Here is a 21,823-nt window from a genome sequence, read left to right as displayed (position 1 = left end):
TGTATGCCGATTTCTGAGTGAGTAGAAGAAAAAGAATAAGAGCAGCTGATTTTGGGAGTGGACATTATGGAAAAAGAAACTAACTGGAGTGCAGATGATGTAATCAGAGGTGTCCAGCAGTACATGAATGAAAAGCACGTAGCATTAGTAAAAAAGGCATATGACTTTGCTAATTATGTGCACAAAGATCAACGGCGCCAGTCAGGCGAACCATACATCATCCATCCAATCCAAGTTGCGGGAATACTTGTGGACTTGAAGATGGATCCAGCAACAATCTGTGCTGGATTCTTACATGATGTCGTCGAGGATACACCGGTTACCTTAGGGGATTTAGCTGAATTATTTGGCAAAGATGTTGAAATAATTGTTGATGGGGTTACTAAGCTTAGTAAAATTGAATATAAATCACATCAGCAGCAGCTAGCAGAGAATCATCGCAAGTTACTATTGGCAATGTCCAAAGACCTAAGAGTAATCATTGTGAAACTTGCTGATCGTTTGCATAATATGCGAACCTTATCCCATTTACGCCCTGACAAGCAACGCAGAATTGCTAACGAAACACTTGAGATTTACGCTCCTCTGGCAGATCGCTTAGGTATCAGTACCATCAAATGGGAATTAGAGGATGGTTCTTTGCGTTATCTTAATCCACAGCAGTATTATCGAATTGTTCACCTAATGAACTCAAAGAGAACAGAAAGAGTTCAGTATATTGATAAAGCAATTATTGATATTAAGAAATCAATTGCAGACTTAAATGTTGATTGTGAAATTTATGGACGTCCCAAGCATATCTATTCAATTTATCGTAAGATGAAAGACCAGCATAAGCAGTTTAGCCAGATTTATGATCTTTTGGCTGTCAGAGTCATTGTGCACTCTATCAAGGATTGTTACGCGGTTTTAGGAGCAATTCATACTCAATGGAAGCCTATGCCAGGGCGTTTTAAAGATTATATTGCAATGCCAAAAGCAAATATGTACCAATCTCTGCATACAACTGTAATCGGTCCGAAAGGTCAGCCCTTTGAAGTACAAATTAGAACTTCTGAGATGCACCGAGTTGCTGAATATGGAATTGCTGCTCATTGGGCGTATAAGGAAGGCAAGACAGAAGCAATTGCTAGCAATGATACTGGCACAAAACTTAATTGGTTTAAAGAGATTATTGAGTTGCAAGATGACAGCAGTGATGCTGCAGAATTTGTCGAGAGTGTGAAAGGTGACTTATTTGGCGACCGTGTTTATGTATTTACTCCTAAAGGTGATGTGTTTGAATTACCTAAAGGTGCCGGCCCACTAGATATGGCCTATTCGATCCATACTGAAATCGGGAATAAGACTGTTGGTACAAAAGTCAATGGCAAGATGGTGCCACTTGATTATCAGGTTAAAAATGGTGATATTGTTGATATTTTAACTTCATCGAATTCTGCGGGACCCAGTCAAGACTGGTTGAAATTGGTGCATACAAATAAGGCACGCAATAAGATAAAACGCTTCTTCAAACAGCAAGATCGAGTTGAAAATGTTGATAAGGGTAAAGAAATTATTGATGAGAATTTACTTGAAATGGGTTTCGAGCCGAAAGCTGTTTTGATAAATGATAATATTGCAAAAGTTTTGAAAAAACGTAAATTTTCAAGTGCTGATGACCTATTTGCAGCAATTGGGTTTGGTGAGGTTGCACCGCTTGGCGTTATTAATATTCTCACTGAGAAAATTAGAGCTGAAAAAGAATCAAGCCGAAAGCGACAAGAAGAAAAGGCTCTGTTAGAAGATCACCAGGAACTTACAAAAGAAAATGGACAAAGTACTCCAAAAGCTAAGAGTGGTGAAGATGTTGTAATCGCAGGGGTTGACAACCTATTAGTTAGATTGAGTCATTGCTGTAATCCAATCCCAGGAGATGAGATTGTAGGTTATATTACAAAAGGGCGTGGAGTTTCTGTACATCGTGTAGACTGCCCTAATGTGAAGAATGCTAAACAAGCTGGAAGTCGCTTTATTGAGGTAACCTGGAATATCGTGCCGGATGCTAAAACATTTTATAATGCAGATCTACAAATTCAAGGGTATAACCGCTCAGGTTTGCTGAATGATATTTTACAAGCTCTTAATAATAGTACTCGCCAATTGAAGTCAGTTAATGGGCGAGTTGACAACAATAAACTTGCAACAATGGACGTTACGGTTGGGATACGTGATGGAATTCACTTGCAGCGAGTTATTGATAATATTAAGCGTGTACCGGATGTCTATGTAGTTAAAAGAACAATTCATTAAGGAGAAAGCTGACAAGTGAGAGTTATAGTCCAAAGAGTTACTCAAGCAAGTGTTACAATTAATAATAAAACATATAATGAAATAGCTAATGGCTTTTTATTGCTTGTCGGTTTCACAGAAGGTGATGGATTAGCTGAGATTAAATATTTAGTTCATAAAATTAGCGAGTTGCGTGTTTTTTCTGATGCCGAAGGTAAAATGAATCTTAGCATTGGACAAGTTCAAGGGCAGATTCTGTCTATCTCACAATTTACATTATATGCGGCTTTGAAGAAGGGCAATCGACCAAGTTTTACTGCGGCACAAAATCCAGAAGAGGCAAAGAAAAATTACACAATGTTTAATGCAGCTTTGGGTCAAGAAGGAATCATTGTTAGAGCAGGGGTCTTTGGTGCTGATATGCAAGTGATTCTGACGAATGATGGGCCAGTAACCATTATTTACGATACCAATGATCTCAAATAAGGGGGAGAGTCTATTGCGCTTAATTTCATTGGAAAAAGAAGCTCAGGAGTTCAGCCGAAAAAGAGAAAATGTTTTTGTACCAACTACTTTTGGAGTTAAAGTAATTCGTGAACGGTTTGAACTGGAACAGAGGACAAAGGTCTATTTGCATGAAGTGGCGGCTGAAAAAAAATTTTTGGCAATCAGCGGGGCTGACAATATTGAGGTCCATGTGATTTTACCGCCTAACATTGAAAATGAAAAAGTTCCAGTACTCTTTTATGTTCACGGTGGGCAATTTATTTCTGGTGGAATTGCAACGCATAGTAAGCTTGTACGAGAATTGGCTTGTCGCGCACATGTTGCAGTTGTTTTTCCAGAATATTCGCTGGCACCTGAAGCAAAAGCGCCTGAAGCACTTGCTGAACTAGAAGAAGTCTACAAACGGCTTCCTGAATTAGCAGAAGAATTTCCATTGGATTTGTCACGGATAATGTTATCTGGTGATGATTCTGGCGGAACGCTGGCAACTTGTTTGGCTTATCATGTTCAGCAGACCACAGGCAAGAAAATTTATAAGATTTTGTTATTTTGTCCAGTAATGAATGCGGCCTTTGATACAAATTCATATCATCAATTTGCTGGCGGCTACGATTTGACTCGTGAACAGATGAAATGGTCATGGGAACAATATTTAGCATTTGACACTGATACCCAGAGCAGTAGTATTTCCCCCTTACAGGCAGATTTTGCAACACTTGGAGGGTTACCAGAGACATTGATAATCACTGCTGAAGCTGATGTTGTCCGAGATGAAGCAGAGTCCTTTGCCCGCAAAATGCGTGATGCTGGAGGAGATGTAACACAGATTAGGTTTCAAGGAACGATTCATGAATTTATGGTACATAATGTATTAGATAAGACGAATACCTGTCGTTTAGCGATGAACACTGCGGTTGATTGGATTAGGAGAAGGCAAGAAGAAAGTCAAGTTTGAAAGACTTTATATGGGACTTTGATGGGACACTTTATGAATTGAATTGAAGAGTAATTTTGAGCGATGGGGAACTGTTGATGAGAAAGCAAAATAAATCTTTTACATATAGAAACAAAAGCAATTTAATTTTACTAGTAATTGTAATCATTCTTACTACGATATTAGCTGCTAAAACATTTGGATACTTTCAACAAGTAACTATTATGACAACAAAAACTGCCTTACGAAGTGGACCAGGGGCTGAATACTCAAAGAAAAGCACCTTAAAAAGAGAGCAGAGGGTCACAATAATTCGGAGGAAGTACCATTGGATTTATATTAAAGATGTGAGTAATCAATTTGGTTGGATTGCCGATTGGAATTTAGCAAAAAAAAATCGTAATAAGATAAGCAATCTTTCAAATGCTACAATTGTAATTGATCCAGGACATGGTGGCGCTGATTCAGGTGCGCTGTCCACGGCCGGTAAGATGGAGAAAACCTATACTTTGAAGGTTGCACGCAAAGTAGTCGCAAAGCTGCGTGCAAAAGGTGCAAAGGTCTATATGACTAGAGATTCAGATAAGTACGTAGGATTGTCAGCGAGAGCAAAACTTTCAAACAAAGTACATGCCGATGCTTTTATCAGTTTTCATTTTGATTCTTCACCAGTTGCAAATGATGCTTCAGGTGTCACAACGTACTACTATCATAAAAAATGGTCTTATCGCTTAGCTAAGACCGTGAATTCTGAATTTAATACATTAAGTTTAGACAATCGTGGGATTGATGTGGGCAATTTTTTGGTCATTCGCGACAATGAATTTCCAGCAATTCTGCTAGAAATGGGTTATATCAACAGTGAGCGGGATTTTGCACAGATTAAAGCTAAATCTTATCAAAATACAATTTCTTCAGATGTTGTGACGGGTTTGACAAAATACTTTGAAAATTAGCTATTTTGGATGCAAATCTTGACTTTGTAGTAAAATTAAAGTATGTTTATAATTGTATATTAGAGCCGGATGGAAGAGGAGTAGCTGAGAATTCTTAAGCAGAGAGTGGAGCAATTGGTGAAAGCCCCACTAAGATAAGCAGTGAAAGACACTTTTGAGGTGTATGTGCAATGCATACCGTTGTGGAACGTTATCCAAATGAGTAACTAATTAAGGTGGTACCGTGCTGTTTTGCACCCTTGTCGAATTTTTTCGGCAAGGTTTTTTTTAGTTAAACTGTGAAAAATTGAGGAGGAGTAAATAATGAAATATCAACGTCCAAAGGGTACGACAGATATCGTACCTGGAGAATCTGAAAAATGGCAAAGTGTTGAAGAAAAAGCACGCAAGCTATTTAATAAATATCGTTATAATGAAATTCGTACACCAATATTTGAAAGTTTTGAGGTCTTTTCTCGTACTTCAGGTGAGACTTCAGATATTGTTACAAAGGAGATGTATGATTTCTTTGATAAGGGAGAACGGCATATTACATTACGCCCCGAAGGAACTGCAGGAGTAGTACGCGCATATGTTGAAAACAAATTATATGGACCAGAGATTCAAAAACCGTGCAAGACATTTTACATGGGACCGATGTTTCGTTATGAGCGACCACAGGCTGGTAGGTTACGAGAGTTTCATCAAATTGGAGTTGAAGCGTTTGGGGTTGACAACCCAGCATTAGATGTTGAAGTGATGTCAATGGCAGTTGAACTCTTACGCAGTTTTGGCTTAAAAAAGTTGAAGCTTGCTATCAATACTTTGGGTGATAGCGAGTCGCGGACTAATTATCGTAATGCTTTGGTTGCGTATCTTGAACCATTTGAGGAGCAACTAAGTGCTGATTCAAAAGAACGGCTCCACAAAAACCCATTACGTGTTCTTGACAGCAAAGACCAAGATGATCAGAAAATTGTTGCGGATGCACCTGATATTCTTGATTATTTGACTCCTGACGCACAAGAACATTTTGCTAAGGTCAAGTTGCTGCTAGATACACTTGAAATACCATATGAGATTGACTCGAATATGGTTCGCGGACTTGATTATTATAATCATACAATTTTTGAGATTATGAGTGATTCTAAGGCTTTTGGTGGTAAATGGACTACAGTTTGTGCTGGTGGCCGTTATAACGGTCTTGTTGAACAATTAGGCGGACCAGAAACACCAGGAATTGGTTTCGGACTCGGTGTGGAGCGACTACTACTGATTTTGGATGCTGAGGGAATAGAGTTAAAGACGGATAATGGTTTGGATGTTTATGTGGTTGGTATTGGAGAGCAGACTCTTTCCGGAACAATGAAGCTTGTGCATGCGATTCGTAAAGCGGGTTTTAGTGCGGAGCGTGACTATTTAGAACGAAAACCCAAAGGTCAATTTAAAGCAGCTAGTCGCTTAGCTGCTAAATACACGCTTACAGTTGGTGAAGAGGAACTTGCAGCAGGTAAGGCAAATCTGAAAGAAATGTCCAGTGGTCAAGAAGTTACAGTGAATCTTTCAGATATTCAAACAAATTTTGGTGAAGTTATACAAAACATCAATTCTACAAAGGGAGAATAGTGAATAACATGGAGAGAACAGTTTATTGTGGACTAGTAGATGAATCATTTTTAGGCAAAAATGTGACTTTGAAAGGCTGGGTTCAAAAACGACGTGACCTTGGAAATTTAATTTTTATTGATTTGAGAGATCGTGAAGGAATTGTCCAATTAGTATTTAGTCAGGCTTTTGACGAGGCTGCTCTTAAAGTCGCCGATGAACTGCGCAGCGAGTATGTAATTGAAGTCACTGGCAAGGTTGTAAATCGTGGCGAAGATGCAACCAATCCAAAAATGGCAACAGGTAAGTTTGAAGTTGAAGTTCATGAGATTAACCTCTTGAATAGGGCGAAAACACCACCGTTTTATATTGAAGATGGTATCAATGTTGCAGACGATCTGCGCTTGAAGTATCGCTATCTTGATTTGCGTCGCCCTGAGATGCAGCGAGGTTTGATTCTTCGCAGCAAAATTACACAATCGATTCATCGCTATCTTGACGAAAATAAATTTATTGATATTGAAACTCCATATTTGACAAAGTCGACCCCTGAAGGTGCACGCGATTACCTTGTACCTTCTCGTGTATATCCAGGACATTTTTATGCACTTCCACAATCACCACAGTTATTCAAACAACTATTGATGGGTGCTGGGTTTGACCGCTATTATCAAATTGCACGTTGTTTCCGTGACGAAGATTTGCGGGGGGATCGTCAACCAGAATTTACACAGATTGACTTAGAGACCTCGTTTATGACGGCTGAAGAAATTCAGGATTTAACAGAGGGCTTGTTGAAATGTGTCATGAAGGATACTTTAGATATCGATATTGAACTTCCGCTTAAGCGAATTACTTGGAACGAAGCAATGGATCGCTTTGGATCAGATAAGCCAGATGTACGTTTTGGAATGGAATTGAAGAATATGGCGGGTGCGGTCAAAGATGTTGATTTCAAGGTATTTCAGAACACACTTGAAAATGGTGGTCAAGTTAAAGCAATTACTGTACCAGGTGGAGCAGACAAATACTCACGTAAAGAAATTGATGCCGAGCAAGATTACATCAAACGTTTTGGTGCAAAAGGGATGGCATGGTTGAAGGTAACTGATGATGGGTTTTCTGGACCTATTGCTAAGTTCTTCAATGAAAACGTGGCCGTTTTGTGTGAAGCAGCGGAAGCTCAAGTAGGAGACTTAATCTTATTTGTTGCCGATACAAGAGATGTTGTTGCAGCTTCATTAGGATATTTACGTACAAGTATTGCTAAGGAATTAGACATGATCGATGAAAGTAAATTTGCATTTTTATGGGTTGTTGATTGGCCACTGTTTGAGTATAGTGAGGACTTTCATAGATACATTGCAGCTCACCATCCATTCACAATGCCTAACGAAGAAGATGTTGCTTTACTAGATACCAATCCCCATAAGGCACATGCACAAAGTTATGATATCGTGTTGAATGGTTACGAATTGGGTGGGGGGTCAATTCGTATTCATCAACGGAAAATTCAAGAAAAAATGTTTAAGGCACTTGGATTTACAAAAGAAAGTGCAGAAGCACAGTTCGGTTTCTTTATTGATGCGCTTGATTACGGGTTCCCACCTCATGGCGGCTTAGCAATTGGATTAGATCGGTTTGCAATGCTGTTAGCCAAACGTGATAATATTCGTGAGGTTATTGCATTTCCAAAGAATTCAAAAGCATCTGAACCGCTTACTAATGCACCAAGTACGGTTGCGCCAAAGCAACTAGATGAATTACACTTGGAAACAATAGAGGATTAATTAGCAGCAACAAGTGTGACTTAATGGGATGCAAGATATGTTTATACGAAATCAAGAAGGAGGCTAGATCAAAATTTAATTTTTGACCCAGTCCTCTTTTTGTCAGTAAATTATTTTACAAATTACCTTTTTAAAAGCATAATTAGGAGTATTAACAATTGAAGTATGAAAATAGATAGGTTATTTTATACATTTACTAGGAGGAATTTCAATGAGTGAAAAGATTGATACGGCAATATTTGCTGGTGGTTGTTTCTGGTGTATGGTAAAACCATTTGATGAATACCCTGGAATTATTAGAGTGGTTTCAGGATATACTGGTGGGCATGTTTCAAATCCGACTTATGAGCAAGTTTGTTCACATACAACTGGTCACACAGAAGCAGTTGAAATAACTTTTGATCCAGCGGTCGTTTCGTATGAGAAATTAGTAGAGATTTATTGGCAGCAGACAGACCCGACAGATGCGATGGGACAATTCCAAGATCGGGGAGATAGTTATCGCCCAGTAATATTTACAAAAAATGATGAACAAAAAGAAATTGCGCAAGCTTCACGCTTGAAGCTGATGCAAAGTGGTAAATATAACAAGCCAATTGTTACTTCAATTGAAGATGCTAAACCATTTTACAAGGCAGAAGAATATCACCAAGACTTCTATAAGAAAAATCCAGAGCGCTTTGCAATGGAAGAGATTGGCAGAATGGAATACAAGAGTCACTTTTCATAAAGACACCTAAATAAGAGGAGAATAGAGAAAAATAAATGGATGAATTTCAGCGAATATGGAAAAGACACCAGTATGTTGCGCGAGCTTCTACTGCATTTATTTATGGAATCTTAGTTTCAATCGCGATGAACTTTTTTTGGACACCAGGTAAGATTTATTCGTCTGGTGTTACGGGATTAGCGCAGTTGGTTGAGACTCTTACACGCCAATATGGACCAGTTCATTTATCAACTGCGATACTTCTTTTACTATTGAACTTACCGCTGTTTTTGATTGCTTGGAAGAATATTGGGCACCGTTTTACTTTTTTTACTTTTTTGGCGGTTATCTGTTCAAGTATTATGATTAAGTCATTAAAGCCAATCACACTGACAACGGATCCAATAATTTGTGCGATTTTTGGAGCTGCAATCAATGGATTTGGTACGGGATTAGCACTTAAAAATGGAATTTCAACAGGTGGTTTAGATATTATTGGACTGACTTTGCGCAAGAAAACTGGCAAAAGTATAGGGACAATTAATATGACATTTAATGCATTGATAGTTTTAGCTGCAGGGGCTGTTTATGGGTGGCCCTATGCATTCTACTCAGCACTTGGAATCGTAATCAATGCACGTGTTATGGATATGGTTTATACTCGTCAGCAGAAGATGCAGGTAATGATTGTTACTAACAAGCCAAAGAGTGTGGTTGACTGCATTCAAAGCCACATGAGGCGTGGAATTACAATTGTACATGGTGCTGAAGGTGCATACCGGCATGATGAAAAATCAATTTTATTTACTGTTATTTCAAGATATGAGCAAGCAGAATTAAAAGCTGCGATGGAAGAGTCTGATCCATATGCTTTTGTAAGTATTTCTGAAAATGTACAAATAATGGGTCATTTTTATGAACCCGAACCTTAAATTTAAGAGGAGGATTAAGATGTTAATTGGATCACATGTTGGAATGAAAGGAAAGGATATGCTTCTTGGTTCAGCCAAAGAGGCCGAATCTTATGGGGCATCGACCTTCATGATTTATACAGGAGCACCACAAAATACTAGAAGAAAACCTATTTCAGAAATGAATATTGAAGCTGGACATGCGTACATGAAAGAACATAATTTAAGTAATATTGTTGTTCATGCACCTTATATTATTAATTTGGGTAACACTAAGAAACCCGAAAATTTTACTTTCGCAGTCGATTTTCTCAGAGCCGAAGTTGAGCGTGCGGAGGCACTTGGGGCAACGCAGATGACTTTTCATCCAGGAGCTCATGTTGGTGCGGGGGCAGATGCCGCAATCGCGAATATTATAAAGGGGTTTAATGAAGTTATTACACCTAAGCAGACTCTCCAAATTGCAATTGAGACGATGGCAGGAAAGGGTACTGAAGTAGGCAGAACCTTCGAGGAAATTGCCCAGATGATTGCAGGTGTAACATACAATGAAAAGTTGTCAGTTACTTTTGATACTTGTCATACAAGCGACGCAGGATACAATGTCAAGGAAGACTTCGATGGTGTCTTGAATCAGTTTGATAAAATAATAGGGCTTGACCGTTTAAAAGTTGTTCATGTGAATGATTCGAAGAATGAAATGGGCGCACACAAAGATCGGCATGAAAATATCGGCTTTGGTACAATTGGCTTCGATGCATTGAATTATATCGTTCATCATGAAGCATTGGTTGATGTACCAAAGATTATGGAAACTCCGTATGTCGGACCCGATAAGAAGAATCAGTATGCCCCATATGGTTTTGAGATTAAAATGTTTGAAGAACAAACATTTGATCCCCAAATGCAAGAGAAGGTCTTTGCACAAAAAGGGAAACAATAAGTAAAATCTTCAATTAATCAGGCAAGAAACGTCTTTTTAAAGTCCAGACTTGAAGTCCTAGAACTAATCTTAGATTGCTTTATTACGAATAAATGTGTTTCATAAGTCACACTCCCTTTAAAGCAGAGGTTATTGAGGTAGGCTTTCTATGATTAAGGTTGCAGTTTCTTCAATTGACTTATTTGAGACATTAATAATCAGACAACCAATCTTTCTATAAAGTTTATTCGCATAGGCTAATTCTGCTTCAATATTTTCCATATTAGAATAATTTGTATCAGGATTCAGTCCATAGGTAATCATGCGTTCACGACGAATGTTGTTGAGAACTGTTGGATCGTTTGTTAGACCAAAAATTTTCTTGGGGTCAACTTTCCAAATCTCATCGGGGATACCAGCTTTTGGAACAAGTGGAAGATTAGCAACACGATAATTTTTATTGGCTAAATAAAGTGAAAGCGGGGTCTTTGAAGTCCTAGAAACACCTAAAAGAACAATATCTGCTTTCTCAAAACCTGCAGGGTCTTTCCCATCATCATAAGTAACTGCAAATTCCAACGCTTCAATACGATTAAAATAATTTTTATTTAATTTATGGTTTCTTCCAGATTGGTATAAAGGAGTTTCGCCTGTTTTTGTTTGGATTGTATTGATAATTTTTGACATTCCATCTAACACACAGAGCTCGTTTTCTGCACAATAGTCATTAACATAAGAAGCCAAACCTTCTCCAACGAGTGTGTGTACGACAAAGGCATCCAATCTTTTTGCTTGTTCAAGGATTCCTGCTAAAAGTGAGGTTGTCTTTATCAAAGGAAAACGTTGATATTCAAATTTTACGTTTGGAAATTGGACAGTTGCGGCTTCAGCTAAGTTATTGCCAGTTTCACCAAGTGAGTCTGAGATTACAAAAATAGCCATTTTTTTATCTTGTGTCATTATAAATTCCCCTTAAATTTAATAGATATTACTATAGCCAATTATACATTATGAATACAGCACACGTAAAGGAAACGATTTCATTATTTTTTCAAGATGTTATATTTGGTGTATTGACGGTTTGTCAACGTTTATGTATAATAGTTAGGAACTGTTATTAAATTTGTGTTTTTATACAAGATTAGACGGTTACTTTAAAGCTCGGAGGGAGGGAAACAATATGTCAAAGACAGTCGTTCGTAAAAACGAATCTCTTGATGATGCTCTTCGTCGCTTCAAACGCACCGTTTCAAAAACAGGTACTTTACAAGAATACCGTAAGCGTGAATTTTACGAGAAGCCAAGTGTGAAACGTAAGAAAAAGTCAGAAGCAGCAAGAAAGCGTAAGAACAAGCGTCGTTTCTAATTCCTAAGGAGGGGTAGAACTGATGAGCTTACTTGATTCATTGAATAATGATTTGAAGACTGCGATGAAGGCTCACGACAAAGAAACCTTAAGTACTGTCCGCATGCTAAAAGCTGCAGCAACTAATGAACAGATTAAGGTTGGTCGTACTTTGACCTCTGATGAAGAAGTTAGTGTCTTGTCTCGTGAACTAAAGCAACGTAAGGACTCAGTTGATGAATTTACAGCAGCTGACCGTACCGATTTAGTCCCTGCACTTGAGAAGGAAATCGAGATTGTCGAACGTTATTTGCCGGAGCAACTTAGTGAGGACGATGTAAAGTCTATTGTTGAAGAAACGATTCGACAAGTTGGAGCAACATCTAAAGCTGATTTTGGTAAAGTAATGGGTGCAGTTATGCCTAAACTCAAGGGTCAAGCTGATGGGAAGATTGTTAACTCAGTTGTAAAATCATTATTGAACTAATGTAGATATAGTTAGTAGAAAAGGTTGTACTGAAACTTCGGTTTTGGTACAATTTTTTTGCAGTTTGTATCACCTTTTAATTAAATATGTTCTACAAAGATTGTCTTCTTACTGCTAAGTATCAATTCATATATGACTGAAAATATTTTACAATTCTCAATTTTTAAGGTGGTATTCGAAGACTTGCAATATGTATTGTGATGATTCATTTCGCTTTGGTCTTATATAGACTAGTGGACTTTATTAGATAATGGATTTATGCTATGATTTAAGCATAATATGGTTATTTGAAGGAGCCCATGCGGATTGACGGAAGAACAATTAGTTGAAAAGGAATTCAGATTAGAGGATCCACAGCAAAGTGTTGCGCTATTGGGTACTCATGATAAGTATATCAAGTTGCTTGAAGAAAGCGAAGCGGTTGTTGTTAAGCCTTTTGGTGAAGTTATCAAGATTAGCGGTTCATCGGAGTCAGTTGATAAGACCATAGCGATTTTGAAACAATTAAGTGATTTGCTAAGTCAAGGAGTTGCAATTAACAGTACCGATGTTTTGTCAGCTATCAAGATGGCAAAGCGAGATACATTGACATACTTTCAGGATTTATACACTGATATACTTTTAAGAGACCAAAAAAAGAAGCCAATTAGAGTTAAGAATTACGGCCAGCGCCAATACGTGCAGGCAATCACTAATAATGACTTGGTTTTTGGAATTGGGCCTGCTGGAACAGGTAAGACTTTTTTAGCTGTTGTCATGGCCGTGGCTGCATTAAAAAAGAATGAAGTTGAACGAATTATTTTAACAAGGCCTGCGGTTGAGGCTGGTGAATCACTTGGCTTTTTGCCAGGTGATTTAAAAGAAAAGGTTGATCCTTATCTGCGCCCAATTTATGATGCTCTGTATAGTGTTTTAGGTAAGGAGCACACTGAGCGCTTGTTAGATCGTGGAATCATCGAAATTGCGCCGCTTGCCTATATGCGTGGTCGTACGCTTGAGAATGCTTTTGTAATTCTAGATGAGGCACAAAATACAACACGAGCACAAATGAAAATGTTTCTTACGAGACTTGGATTTGGTTCTAAGATGGTTGTCAATGGTGATAAGACGCAAATTGATCTACCAAAGGGGCACAATCAGAGTGGACTCGTAGATGCGGAGAAGATATTGGTAGGACGGCCTCATATTAGTTTTGTTAATTTTGATGCGGCTGACATTGTACGTCATCCTGTGGTTGCAGAAATAATTGATGCATATTCAAAACAAGGTGAAGAAGAGGGTTAAATTAATGGATTTAGAGGTTTTTGATGAAACAGATAAAGTTTCTGAAGAAAGAATTGAGCTGGTGAAGAATGTATTGGAGTATGCTGGGAAATATATTAAACTGCCTGATGACACAGAAATGTCAGTCACTTTGATGGATAACCCGCGAATACATGAAATAAATAAACAATATCGTGGTGTTGATAAGCCAACCGATGTTATTAGTTTTGCGATTGAAGAAACTAGTGAAGATGATTTACCAATAATTCTTCCTGATGATGAAGAATTCGATGTTCCCAAAAATATTGGTGATATTATGGTTTCAATGGATAAAGTCAAGGAGCAAGCGGAATATCTTGAGCATTCTGAAGAACGTGAGCTTGGATTCTTAGTTGTTCATGGTTTTTTACATTTGAACGGATATGATCACATGCGTAAGGAAGATGAAGAAGTCATGTTTGGACTACAACGTGAGATTTTGGATGCCTATGGACTTAAAAAATAAACGTGCTGCTAACTGGAAACATCATCATTTTTGGGTATCTTTTTGTCATGCATATCAGGGCTTAAAGACTGCTTGGAAAGAGGAGCGTAATTTGCGTTTTCATTCTGTCATGACAGTTTTGGTAATCCTTGCCGCCTTAATTTTTAGAGTTACCATGATTGAATGGTTATGGCTTGGTTTGAGTATTACTATTGTTTTAGTATGTGAACTGATTAATACTGCGATTGAAAATGTGGTTGACCTGATTGTTGGAACGCAAAGCAATCAGTTGGCGAAAAAAGCAAAGGATATTGCTGCGGGAGCTGTACTAATTGCTTCATTATTTTCTTTAGTTGTTGGACTCACAATCTTCTTGCCTTATCTATGGCATGTATTTTTTTCTTAGAAAGGATATTAAATGCAAACAAAAAAACATTCTGGTTTTATTGCAATAATCGGACGGCCAAACGTTGGTAAGTCGACTTTTTTAAATCAAGTAATCGGTGAAAAAATTGCGATTATGAGTGATAAAGCACAAACAACACGAAATAAAATTCAGGGAATCTATACAACCGATGAGACACAAATTGTATTCATTGATACCCCGGGAATTCATAAACCTCATAGTCGTCTGGGAGATTTTATGGTTGAATCGGCATTGTCAACTTTAAATGAAGTCGATGCTGTAATCTTCATGGTTAATGCAACCGAGAAAAAAGGACGTGGAGACGAATTTATCATTAAGCGGTTGAAACAAGTTAAACAGCCAATTTTCTTGGTAATTAATAAAATTGATAAAATTCATCCAGATGCACTCCTAGGCATTGTCGAAAGCTACCGCGAAGAGTTAGATTTTACTGAAGTGTATCCTATTTCTGCATTGCAAGGTATTAATTGCCCAGAATTAGTCAGTACAGTCAGCAATATGCTTCCAGAAGGGCCGCAATTTTATCCTGATGACCAGATAACTGATCATCCAGAACGTTTTATTGCAGGTGAATTGATTCGTGAACAGGTCTTAGATTTGACGCATGAAGAAGTTCCTCATTCTGTAGCAGTGGTTGTTGAACGAATTAGGCGCGAAGATGAAGAGAAAGTCTTGGTACAGGCGACGATTATTGTTGAACGTTCATCACAAAAGGGTATTCTGATTGGCAAAGGCGGCAAGATGCTTAAGACAATTGGAACAAGAGCACGCAAGGAAATCGAAAAGCTGCTTGGTGATAAAGTTTATCTTGAACTTTGGGTAAAGGTCCAGCCTAACTGGAAAGACAAGAAGGCCGATTTGCAAGCACTTGGTTATAAGCAAGATGACTATTAAAAGATAATTTTATGAATACTGAGGTGAGATCTGTGGGAACCACTAAAATGGCTGAATTTTCCGGAATCGTTGTTTATCGCAAGGATTATCGTGAACGAGATATGCTGGTTAAGATTCTGACAGATCACTATGGATTCAAAATGTTTTTCGTAAGGGGTGCAAGAAAAAGGGGATTTAAGTTGGCTGCTGCTATCTTACCGTTCACTTCGGCAACCTTTATTGGAACAATCAATGATAGTGGGCTTTCTTTTATCTCTGCAGTGAAGGAAGTTAAACAGTTCCAAACCATTTGCAACGACATTGTGCTGAATGCTTATGCTTCATATATCCTTGGGCTTGGAGAAGTTGCCTTTGGAGATGCAGTTCCACTAAATATCTGGTATGAAAAATTGGTACATGTATTAAAGTTGATTGACGATGGGATTGATGCAGCAATTCTGACTAATATGATTGAGGTGCAAATGCTCGGCTTTTTTGGTGTTAAGCCAAATCTAGCAAATTGTGTAGTCTGTGCCGAAAATCAGGGGGAATTTGATTTTTCGCAGAGCTTGGGTGGCTTATTATGCCGAAACCATTGGCACGTGGATCCACAGAGAATGCATTTGGATAAAAGAACTATTTTCTTCTTGAGGCAATTCAGTGCAGTTGATATTTTAAAGATTGGCAATATTAATGTTAAAGACAATACCAAGAAGAATTTACGAGCTGCTCTTGACCAAATATATAACAATGAGGTTGGTGTTAATATCAAAGCCAAACATTTTATTGATGAGATGGAAAAATGGCCGAAAGAAATTTTGCACAATCAGCAAGAGAAGCAAACTAAGGATTGACAAAAAGCATGTAAACGACTATTCTTACTTGGTAGATAAATGTGAAGGTAATGATGAAAAAGGGTGTCTATATTTTGTTTAGCAGCGAGTTCGGGTTAGTGTGAGCGGACAAATGAGATTTGACATTGGCATTTTTGGAATCTTCATAACATGAATGAAGCTGCTAGTGTATGCTAGAAGTAGGGTGGAACCGCGATTAATAGAAATCGTCCCTATGTAACCGCTGATTGTGGTTATATAGGCTTTTTTGTGTCCAGACCATTTTCAGTAGATAAATGGTAAAATTAGGAGGAAAAATATGTCAAAGAAGTTAGCCTTACAAGATATTATCTTGACTTTACAGCAATTTTGGTCAAAACAAGGATGCATGTTGATGCAATCCTATGATACTGAGAAAGGTGCAGGTACGATGAGTCCCTACACATTTTTGCGTGCAATTGGGCCTGAACCTTGGAATGCAGCCTATGTTGAACCATCTAGAAGACCCGCGGATGGCCGTTATGGTGAAAACCCGAATCGTTTATATCAACATCATCAATTCCAAGTAATCATGAAGCCCTCACCTTCTAATATTCAGGAATTATATCTTGATAGTTTGCGTGCTCTGGGAGTCGACCCCCAAGAGCACGATATCCGTTTTGTTGAAGATAACTGGGAAAACCCTTCAATGGGTTGTGCCGGTGTTGGTTGGGAAGTCTGGTTAGATGGAATGGAAATTACACAATTTACTTACTTCCAACAAGTTGGTGGGCTTGAAGTTCGACCCGTTGCTGCAGAGGTTACGTATGGCTTAGAACGTTTGTCGTCATATATTCAAGATGTTAATTCTGTCTTTGATTTAGAATGGGCAGATGGTGTTAAGTATGGCGATATATTCGGTGAGCCTGAATATGAGCATTCAAAGTATTCATTTGAAGAAAGTAATCAAGAAATGCTGCTTAACTTCTTTGATGCATACGAAGAAGAGGCAAAAAAACAAATAAAAAATGGACTTGTCCATCCTGCATACGACTATGTTTTGAAATGCAGTCATACTTTTAACTTGTTAGATGCAAGAGGTGCTGTTTCAGTAACGGAACGTGCTGGTTATTTAGCCCGTATTAGAAATATGGCGAAAGATGTCGCAAAAGCATTCGTGGCAGAACGTAAAAAATTGGGATTTCCATTGGTTAAAGACGAAAAACTGCGTCGAAGTTTATTAAAGGAGGACAAATAAGATGACTCATACATTCTTAGTGGAAATTGGTTTGGAAGAAATTCCAGCACATGTTGTAACTCCAAGTGCGCAGCAATTTACAGAGCGTGTCAGTTCATTTCTGAAAGAGCAACGTTTGTCTTTTGAGAGTATTGAAACGTTCTCAACACCACGTCGCCTGGCAATTAAAGTTTTAAACTTAGCTGACCAGCAAGCGGACATTGAAGAAGAAGCCAAGGGACCTGCTAGAAAAATTGCACAGGATGCTGAGGGCAACTGGTCTAAAGCGGCAATTGGTTTTTCACGTGGGCAAGGAATGACACCCGATGATATTTTCTTTAAGGAATTAAAGAGTGTTGAATACGCCTATGTAAATAAGTTTATCGCTGGCAAAAAAGCATTTGAAATTCTTAGTGATATTAAAACAGTGATTACAGCAATGATATTTCCCACAATGATGCGGTGGGGGAGCAACGATTTTAAGTTTGTACGTCCATTAAAATGGATTATTGCTTTATTAGATGATGAAGTTGTGCCATTTAATATTTTGGATGTGAGATCTGGCAATATTACGCAAGGTCATCGTTTTTTAGGTAAAGCAGTTACGATTAAGAATGCGGCTGAATATCCTGAAGTACTCATCTCTGAATATGTGATTGCTGACAGTCAGGCAAGGAAGAACCTTATTGTCGAACAGATTAAGAATCTAGCAACCAAGAATGACTGGCGAATTATTGTTGATGATGATTTGCTTGAAGAAGTTAATAACCTGGTTGAATATCCAACGGTTTTTGCGGGTGAGTTCGAGCAAAAGTACTTAGAAATTCCTGATGAAGTTCTGATTACCTCGATGAAAGATCATCAGCGCTTCTTCTATGTTCAAGATGAAGCTGGCAGGTTATTGCCTAATTTTGTTTCTGTTAGAAATGGTGTATCGGATAATATTGATACCGTAATTGCAGGAAATGAGAAGGTCTTGACCGCACGACTTGAAGACGCAGCTTTCTTCTTTCATGAAGATCAAAAAAATTCGATTGCAGCTTATGTTGAACGTCTAAAGAAGGTAATGTTCCATGACAAAATCGGAACAACTTTTGAAAAAATGGAGCGTGTTCAACTGCTTAGTGCTATTCTTGCAGATTACTTAGGTTTTGATGAAGAAAGTAAATCTGATTTGAAGCGTGCTGCTCAAATCTATAAGTTTGATCTTGTAACGGGAATGGTCGGTGAGTTTTCAGAACTACAAGGTGTAATGGGGGAAAAGTATGCGCTGTTGATGGGTGAGAAACCGGAAGTGGCGACAGCAATCAGAGAGCATTACATGCCGATTTCTGCTGAAGGCAAGCTTCCACAAACAGCTGTAGGAGCCTTGTTGGCGGTTGCCGACAAGCTCGATAGTATAGCAGCATTCTTTGCAGCAGGAATGATTCCAACTGGATCAAACGATCCTTATGCACTTCGGCGACAGGCTGCTGGGATAGCGCGGATAGTGATGGATCAAGATTGGTCATTGTCTGCAGTTCAGTTATTTGGTGCTGTATCAAAAAATGCGGCAGCAAATCCGAAATTATATCAAAAAATTATTCCTGCTGATAACACAGCAACAGAAGTTACGAGTTTTATTGTTGAACGAATCAAGAAGATTCTTGAGGCAGAGCATTATAATTTCGATGTAATTGAGACCGTGACAGCTGAAACGATTAATGGGTTTAAAGAAATGATTGCGGCAGCTAAGGTTCTTAAAGTTCATAGTGTCGATGAGGATTTCAAGGAGACAGTTGAGGCAACTACACGTGTCATGCGGCTTGCTAAAAAAGCAGAATTGCCGGCAGATATTCTGCTTAAACCTGAATTATTTGAGAATGATGCCGAAAAAATCTTTTCAGATAAAGTAACTGAAGTTGAAAAGGAAAATTTCGATAATGTTGAAGAAGTATTCCAGACATTACGAAAAATGCGCGTTGTTATTAATAATTATTTTGATGAGACAATGGTGATGGTAAAAGATATGAACGTCCGTAATAATCGATTGCAGCAGTTAAGCTTATATGCTGCATTTGCCTATAAATTAGGAGATTTAACAAAATTAAATGTTAAATAAGGATGGTCTATTCACGGCTGTGTCTTAGACTTTTAGTTGCATTTTCTTTATTCTTTGATTTTTATTCGTATTATTGTATAATTAGAAATGATTGTTTTTAGAGTGTTTTATTGAAAAAATAGGGGGCTGGGTCAAAATTTAACTTTTGATTCAGTTTCTCTATTTATTCCGTATAAACGTGTTTCATAAGTCAAAATTCTCCGTCTAACTTCGAATTACTCATAGTAAAGTGCTTGCTATGTTCGTAATTTCGAGTTAGTACTCAAGTTTCCCGACTTATGGCACACTCCCTGTTATTTCTTTAAGTCTGTTTTTTATACTATGAGAGTGAAGCGAGGTGATTTTGTGAGCCAACGAATACCTGAACAAGTGATTGAGAATGTCAGGAATAATGTTAATATTGTTGATATTGTTGGGCAATATGTTCAGCTAAGTAAGTCGGGCAGGAATTTATTTGGCCTATGTCCTTTTCACGAAGAAAAAACACCGTCTTTTTCAGTGACAGAAGAAAAGCAGATTTTTCACTGTTTTTCATGTCATAGAGGTGGGAATGTTTTTAAATTTATTATGGATATTGAAAATATTAGTTTTCCCGAGGCAGTTCTTAAAGTTGCTGAATTAGGTAATGTTGAAATTGATGGGGAAATTATGCAAGACTTCGATGCTTCAGATGAAGAATTTTCTAACGTGCGCAGGTTAAAGCAAATTCATACAGATGCGGCTCAGCTTTATCATCACATCTTAATTAACACTCAAATCGGTGAAGAAGCCCTTGGTTATTTACACGAGCGTGGTCTAAATGATGATCTCATTGGTGAATTTAATTTAGGATATGCACCTGAAAAAGCAATACTTGAAGCTTTCTTCAAAGAACGAAAGGTTGATATTGAATTACTGAGAAAGTCTGGATTATTTGTGGAATATGGCGATGGAACCATGAACGATCGCTTTCGTAATCGTGTTTTATTTCCAATCAGGGATGATCAAGGCTCTACTATTGCCTTTTCTGGCCGATTATTGCATAAAGTTGACAAACAGCCTAAGTATTTGAATAGTCCGGAAACAGAAATTTTTAATAAACGGAAGGTTCTTTTTAATTTTGACAAGGCTAAAAGTGAAATCAGGAAAAAAAAATTTGCTATTTTATTTGAAGGGTTCATGGATGTTCTAGCAGCTTATCGTTCAGGTGTAAGAAATGGAATTGCTTCCATGGGAACAAGCTTAACTAATGAACAAATTTACCTGCTTGAAAGATCCACCAATGAATTATTTTTGTGCTATGATGGTGATGACCCTGGACAAAACGCAATTGCACGGGCATTAGAATTACTTGAACCTGTAACCAAATTAAAATTGGGAGTAATCGGAATCCCGGAGAAGCTAGATCCTGATGAATATGTACAAAAATATGGAGAAGCTGGATTTGAGCGACTTATATCCGATGCGCATGAGACGAAGATTGCTTTTTATATGCGCTATTATCAAAAGGATCGAAACTTGGCAAATGAGAGTGATCAACTTGCTTATATTGCAAATATAATGCAGAAATTGGCAGTTATTGAATCACCAGTTGAGCAGGATTTATATCTTAATCAGCTAGCAACTCGATTCTCACTCGAAAAAGAGAGTTTGAAACTTCAATTGCGTGAGTTTATTGGGAAGCTCAAGCCTCAAATACAACTTAAAGCAGCTAAAGATAATAATCTAAGATATCCTGGTAATCTAAATGCTGCTGATTCACAAAAATATTCAAGGGTTGAGCGTGCAGAGCGTTTATTATTATATCGGATATTGCATGAACAGAATACACGAATCAGAATGAAAAATTATGCAGACTTTTCATTTGTTCATGATGATTATCAGTTAATTTATATTATTTCAGAAGGATATTTTAATGTATATGCCGAGTACGAAACTGCCCGATTTTTAGATTTTTTGGACAATGAGCGTACTAGGCAACTTATTGTAAGTCTTGAATTGGATAATTATGCTTTGGAGTCAAGTGATGAAGAATTTGAAGATTGCATTGATGTGATAAGCAGGCAGTCACCACTTGAACAGGTAATCACGGAATTGAAGCAAAAATTAGCAGATGCAAAAAGAGTTAATAACAGTGAACTTGTTACTAGCTTGACAATAAAGTTGGTAGCAGTACTTCAACAGCAGCAAATGAATAAATCGGCATCATTATAAGGAGGCCCAACATGGCA

General features: G+C 37.9%; 20 protein-coding genes. 19 read left to right on the top strand and 1 reads right to left on the bottom strand.

All coding sequences use genetic code 11. From position 1 onward, the window contains the following. Positions 1–66: 66 nt before the first annotated feature. From FFX44_RS01130 to FFX44_RS01090, 9 genes are all read left to right on the top strand, one after another. Complete coding sequence (locus FFX44_RS01130; protein WP_289977123.1) at positions 67–2,292, top strand: bifunctional (p)ppGpp synthetase/guanosine-3',5'-bis(diphosphate) 3'-pyrophosphohydrolase; 2,226 nt, start codon at positions 67–69, stop codon at positions 2,290–2,292. 15 nt (positions 2,293–2,307) lie between these two features. After that, positions 2,308–2,757, top strand: a complete 450-nt coding sequence (dtd, locus tag FFX44_RS01125; protein WP_289977116.1) for a D-aminoacyl-tRNA deacylase — start codon at positions 2,308–2,310, stop codon at positions 2,755–2,757. Between the two features lie 13 nt (positions 2,758–2,770). Further along, positions 2,771–3,733 carry an alpha/beta hydrolase gene (locus tag FFX44_RS01120; RefSeq protein ID WP_289977114.1) on the top strand — a complete coding sequence of 321 codons (963 nt, stop codon included), beginning with the start codon at positions 2,771–2,773 and terminating at the stop codon, positions 3,731–3,733. Positions 3,734–3,810: 77 nt separating this feature from the next. Next, on the top strand, positions 3,811–4,668 hold the full coding sequence (locus tag FFX44_RS01115) for an N-acetylmuramoyl-L-alanine amidase (protein ID WP_289977110.1): 858 nt from the start codon (positions 3,811–3,813) through the stop codon (positions 4,666–4,668). A gap of 303 nt (positions 4,669–4,971) precedes the next feature. Then, complete coding sequence (gene hisS / locus FFX44_RS01110; protein WP_289977107.1) at positions 4,972–6,273, top strand: histidine--tRNA ligase; 1,302 nt, start codon at positions 4,972–4,974, stop codon at positions 6,271–6,273. A gap of 8 nt (positions 6,274–6,281) precedes the next feature. Further along, entirely contained in the window at positions 6,282–8,042 is a 1,761-nt protein-coding gene (gene aspS, locus FFX44_RS01105; RefSeq protein WP_289977105.1) for an aspartate--tRNA ligase, read from the top strand. Between the two features lie 211 nt (positions 8,043–8,253). Beyond that, positions 8,254–8,772 carry a peptide-methionine (S)-S-oxide reductase MsrA gene (gene msrA / locus FFX44_RS01100; protein WP_289977102.1) on the top strand — a complete coding sequence of 173 codons (519 nt, stop codon included), beginning with the start codon at positions 8,254–8,256 and terminating at the stop codon, positions 8,770–8,772. A gap of 35 nt (positions 8,773–8,807) precedes the next feature. Next, positions 8,808–9,683: a YitT family protein gene (locus FFX44_RS01095; RefSeq protein WP_289977100.1), complete on the top strand. Its 876-nt coding sequence runs from the start codon at positions 8,808–8,810 to the stop codon at positions 9,681–9,683. A gap of 19 nt (positions 9,684–9,702) precedes the next feature. After that, entirely contained in the window at positions 9,703–10,605 is a 903-nt protein-coding gene (locus FFX44_RS01090) for a deoxyribonuclease IV (RefSeq protein WP_289977097.1), read from the top strand. 129 nt (positions 10,606–10,734) lie between these two features. Here FFX44_RS01090 and FFX44_RS01085 read toward each other — a convergent pair whose 3' ends face one another. After that, positions 10,735–11,544 (bottom strand): pyruvate, water dikinase regulatory protein, encoded by an 810-nt coding sequence (locus FFX44_RS01085; RefSeq protein WP_289977096.1) that lies wholly within the window; start codon positions 11,542–11,544, stop codon positions 10,735–10,737. Positions 11,545–11,764: 220 nt separating this feature from the next. On the opposite strand from FFX44_RS01085, the gene rpsU reads away from it, so the two are divergent. From rpsU to dnaG, 10 genes are all read left to right on the top strand, one after another. Beyond that, positions 11,765–11,950 (top strand): 30S ribosomal protein S21, encoded by a 186-nt coding sequence (gene rpsU / locus FFX44_RS01080; RefSeq protein ID WP_003690207.1) that lies wholly within the window; start codon positions 11,765–11,767, stop codon positions 11,948–11,950. Positions 11,951–11,972: 22 nt separating this feature from the next. Further along, entirely contained in the window at positions 11,973–12,416 is a 444-nt protein-coding gene (locus FFX44_RS01075; RefSeq protein WP_289977064.1) for a GatB/YqeY domain-containing protein, read from the top strand. Positions 12,417–12,722: 306 nt separating this feature from the next. Then, positions 12,723–13,700 carry a PhoH family protein gene (locus tag FFX44_RS01070; protein WP_289977063.1) on the top strand — a complete coding sequence of 326 codons (978 nt, stop codon included), beginning with the start codon at positions 12,723–12,725 and terminating at the stop codon, positions 13,698–13,700. Positions 13,701–13,704: 4 nt separating this feature from the next. After that, positions 13,705–14,184 (top strand): rRNA maturation RNase YbeY, encoded by a 480-nt coding sequence (gene ybeY / locus FFX44_RS01065; RefSeq protein WP_289977061.1) that lies wholly within the window; start codon positions 13,705–13,707, stop codon positions 14,182–14,184. Further along, on the top strand, positions 14,168–14,569 hold the full coding sequence (locus FFX44_RS01060) for a diacylglycerol kinase family protein (protein ID WP_289977060.1): 402 nt from the start codon (positions 14,168–14,170) through the stop codon (positions 14,567–14,569). The genes ybeY and FFX44_RS01060 overlap by 17 nt, the downstream gene beginning before the upstream one ends. A 12-nt stretch (positions 14,570–14,581) precedes the next feature. Further along, positions 14,582–15,484, top strand: coding sequence for a GTPase Era (gene era / locus FFX44_RS01055; RefSeq protein ID WP_289977059.1), 903 nt, complete (start codon positions 14,582–14,584; stop codon positions 15,482–15,484). A gap of 32 nt (positions 15,485–15,516) precedes the next feature. Then, positions 15,517–16,317, top strand: a complete 801-nt coding sequence (gene recO / locus FFX44_RS01050) for a DNA repair protein RecO (protein WP_289977058.1) — start codon at positions 15,517–15,519, stop codon at positions 16,315–16,317. Between the two features lie 298 nt (positions 16,318–16,615). Further along, entirely contained in the window at positions 16,616–17,533 is a 918-nt protein-coding gene (glyQ, locus tag FFX44_RS01045) for a glycine--tRNA ligase subunit alpha (protein WP_289977057.1), read from the top strand. A gap of 1 nt (position 17,534) precedes the next feature. Further along, entirely contained in the window at positions 17,535–19,613 is a 2,079-nt protein-coding gene (gene glyS / locus FFX44_RS01040; protein ID WP_289977055.1) for a glycine--tRNA ligase subunit beta, read from the top strand. Positions 19,614–19,958: 345 nt separating this feature from the next. Then, complete coding sequence (gene dnaG / locus FFX44_RS01035) at positions 19,959–21,806, top strand: DNA primase (RefSeq protein WP_289977053.1); 1,848 nt, start codon at positions 19,959–19,961, stop codon at positions 21,804–21,806. Positions 21,807–21,823: the final 17 nt, after the last annotated feature.

The sequence above is a fragment of the Lactobacillus sp. UCMA15818 genome (genome assembly GCF_030400225.1).
Classification (GTDB): domain Bacteria; phylum Bacillota; class Bacilli; order Lactobacillales; family Lactobacillaceae; genus Liquorilactobacillus.
Note: the sequence above shows the minus strand (reverse complement) of the source record. Positions and strands in the feature narration are given on the sequence as shown.

Bases quoted from the DNA above. Each gene is read 5' to 3' on its own strand.
- FFX44_RS01130 (WP_289977123.1), top strand. From the start codon at position 67: ATGGAAAAAGAAACTAACTGGAGTGCAGATGATGTAATCAGAGGTGTC.
- FFX44_RS01115 (WP_289977110.1), top strand. From the start codon at position 3,811: ATGAGAAAGCAAAATAAATCTTTTACATATAGAAACAAAAGCAATTTA.
- hisS (WP_289977107.1), top strand. From the start codon at position 4,972: ATGAAATATCAACGTCCAAAGGGTACGACAGATATCGTACCTGGAGAA.
- aspS (WP_289977105.1), top strand. From the start codon at position 6,282: ATGGAGAGAACAGTTTATTGTGGACTAGTAGATGAATCATTTTTAGGC.
- msrA (WP_289977102.1), top strand. From the start codon at position 8,254: ATGAGTGAAAAGATTGATACGGCAATATTTGCTGGTGGTTGTTTCTGG.
- FFX44_RS01095 (WP_289977100.1), top strand. From the start codon at position 8,808: ATGGATGAATTTCAGCGAATATGGAAAAGACACCAGTATGTTGCGCGA.
- FFX44_RS01090 (WP_289977097.1), top strand. From the start codon at position 9,703: ATGTTAATTGGATCACATGTTGGAATGAAAGGAAAGGATATGCTTCTT.
- FFX44_RS01085 (WP_289977096.1), bottom strand. From the start codon at position 11,544: ATGACACAAGATAAAAAAATGGCTATTTTTGTAATCTCAGACTCACTT.
- rpsU (WP_003690207.1), top strand. From the start codon at position 11,765: ATGTCAAAGACAGTCGTTCGTAAAAACGAATCTCTTGATGATGCTCTT.
- FFX44_RS01075 (WP_289977064.1), top strand. From the start codon at position 11,973: ATGAGCTTACTTGATTCATTGAATAATGATTTGAAGACTGCGATGAAG.
- ybeY (WP_289977061.1), top strand. From the start codon at position 13,705: ATGGATTTAGAGGTTTTTGATGAAACAGATAAAGTTTCTGAAGAAAGA.
- FFX44_RS01060 (WP_289977060.1), top strand. From the start codon at position 14,168: ATGGACTTAAAAAATAAACGTGCTGCTAACTGGAAACATCATCATTTT.
- era (WP_289977059.1), top strand. From the start codon at position 14,582: ATGCAAACAAAAAAACATTCTGGTTTTATTGCAATAATCGGACGGCCA.
- glyQ (WP_289977057.1), top strand. From the start codon at position 16,616: ATGTCAAAGAAGTTAGCCTTACAAGATATTATCTTGACTTTACAGCAA.
- glyS (WP_289977055.1), top strand. From the start codon at position 17,535: ATGACTCATACATTCTTAGTGGAAATTGGTTTGGAAGAAATTCCAGCA.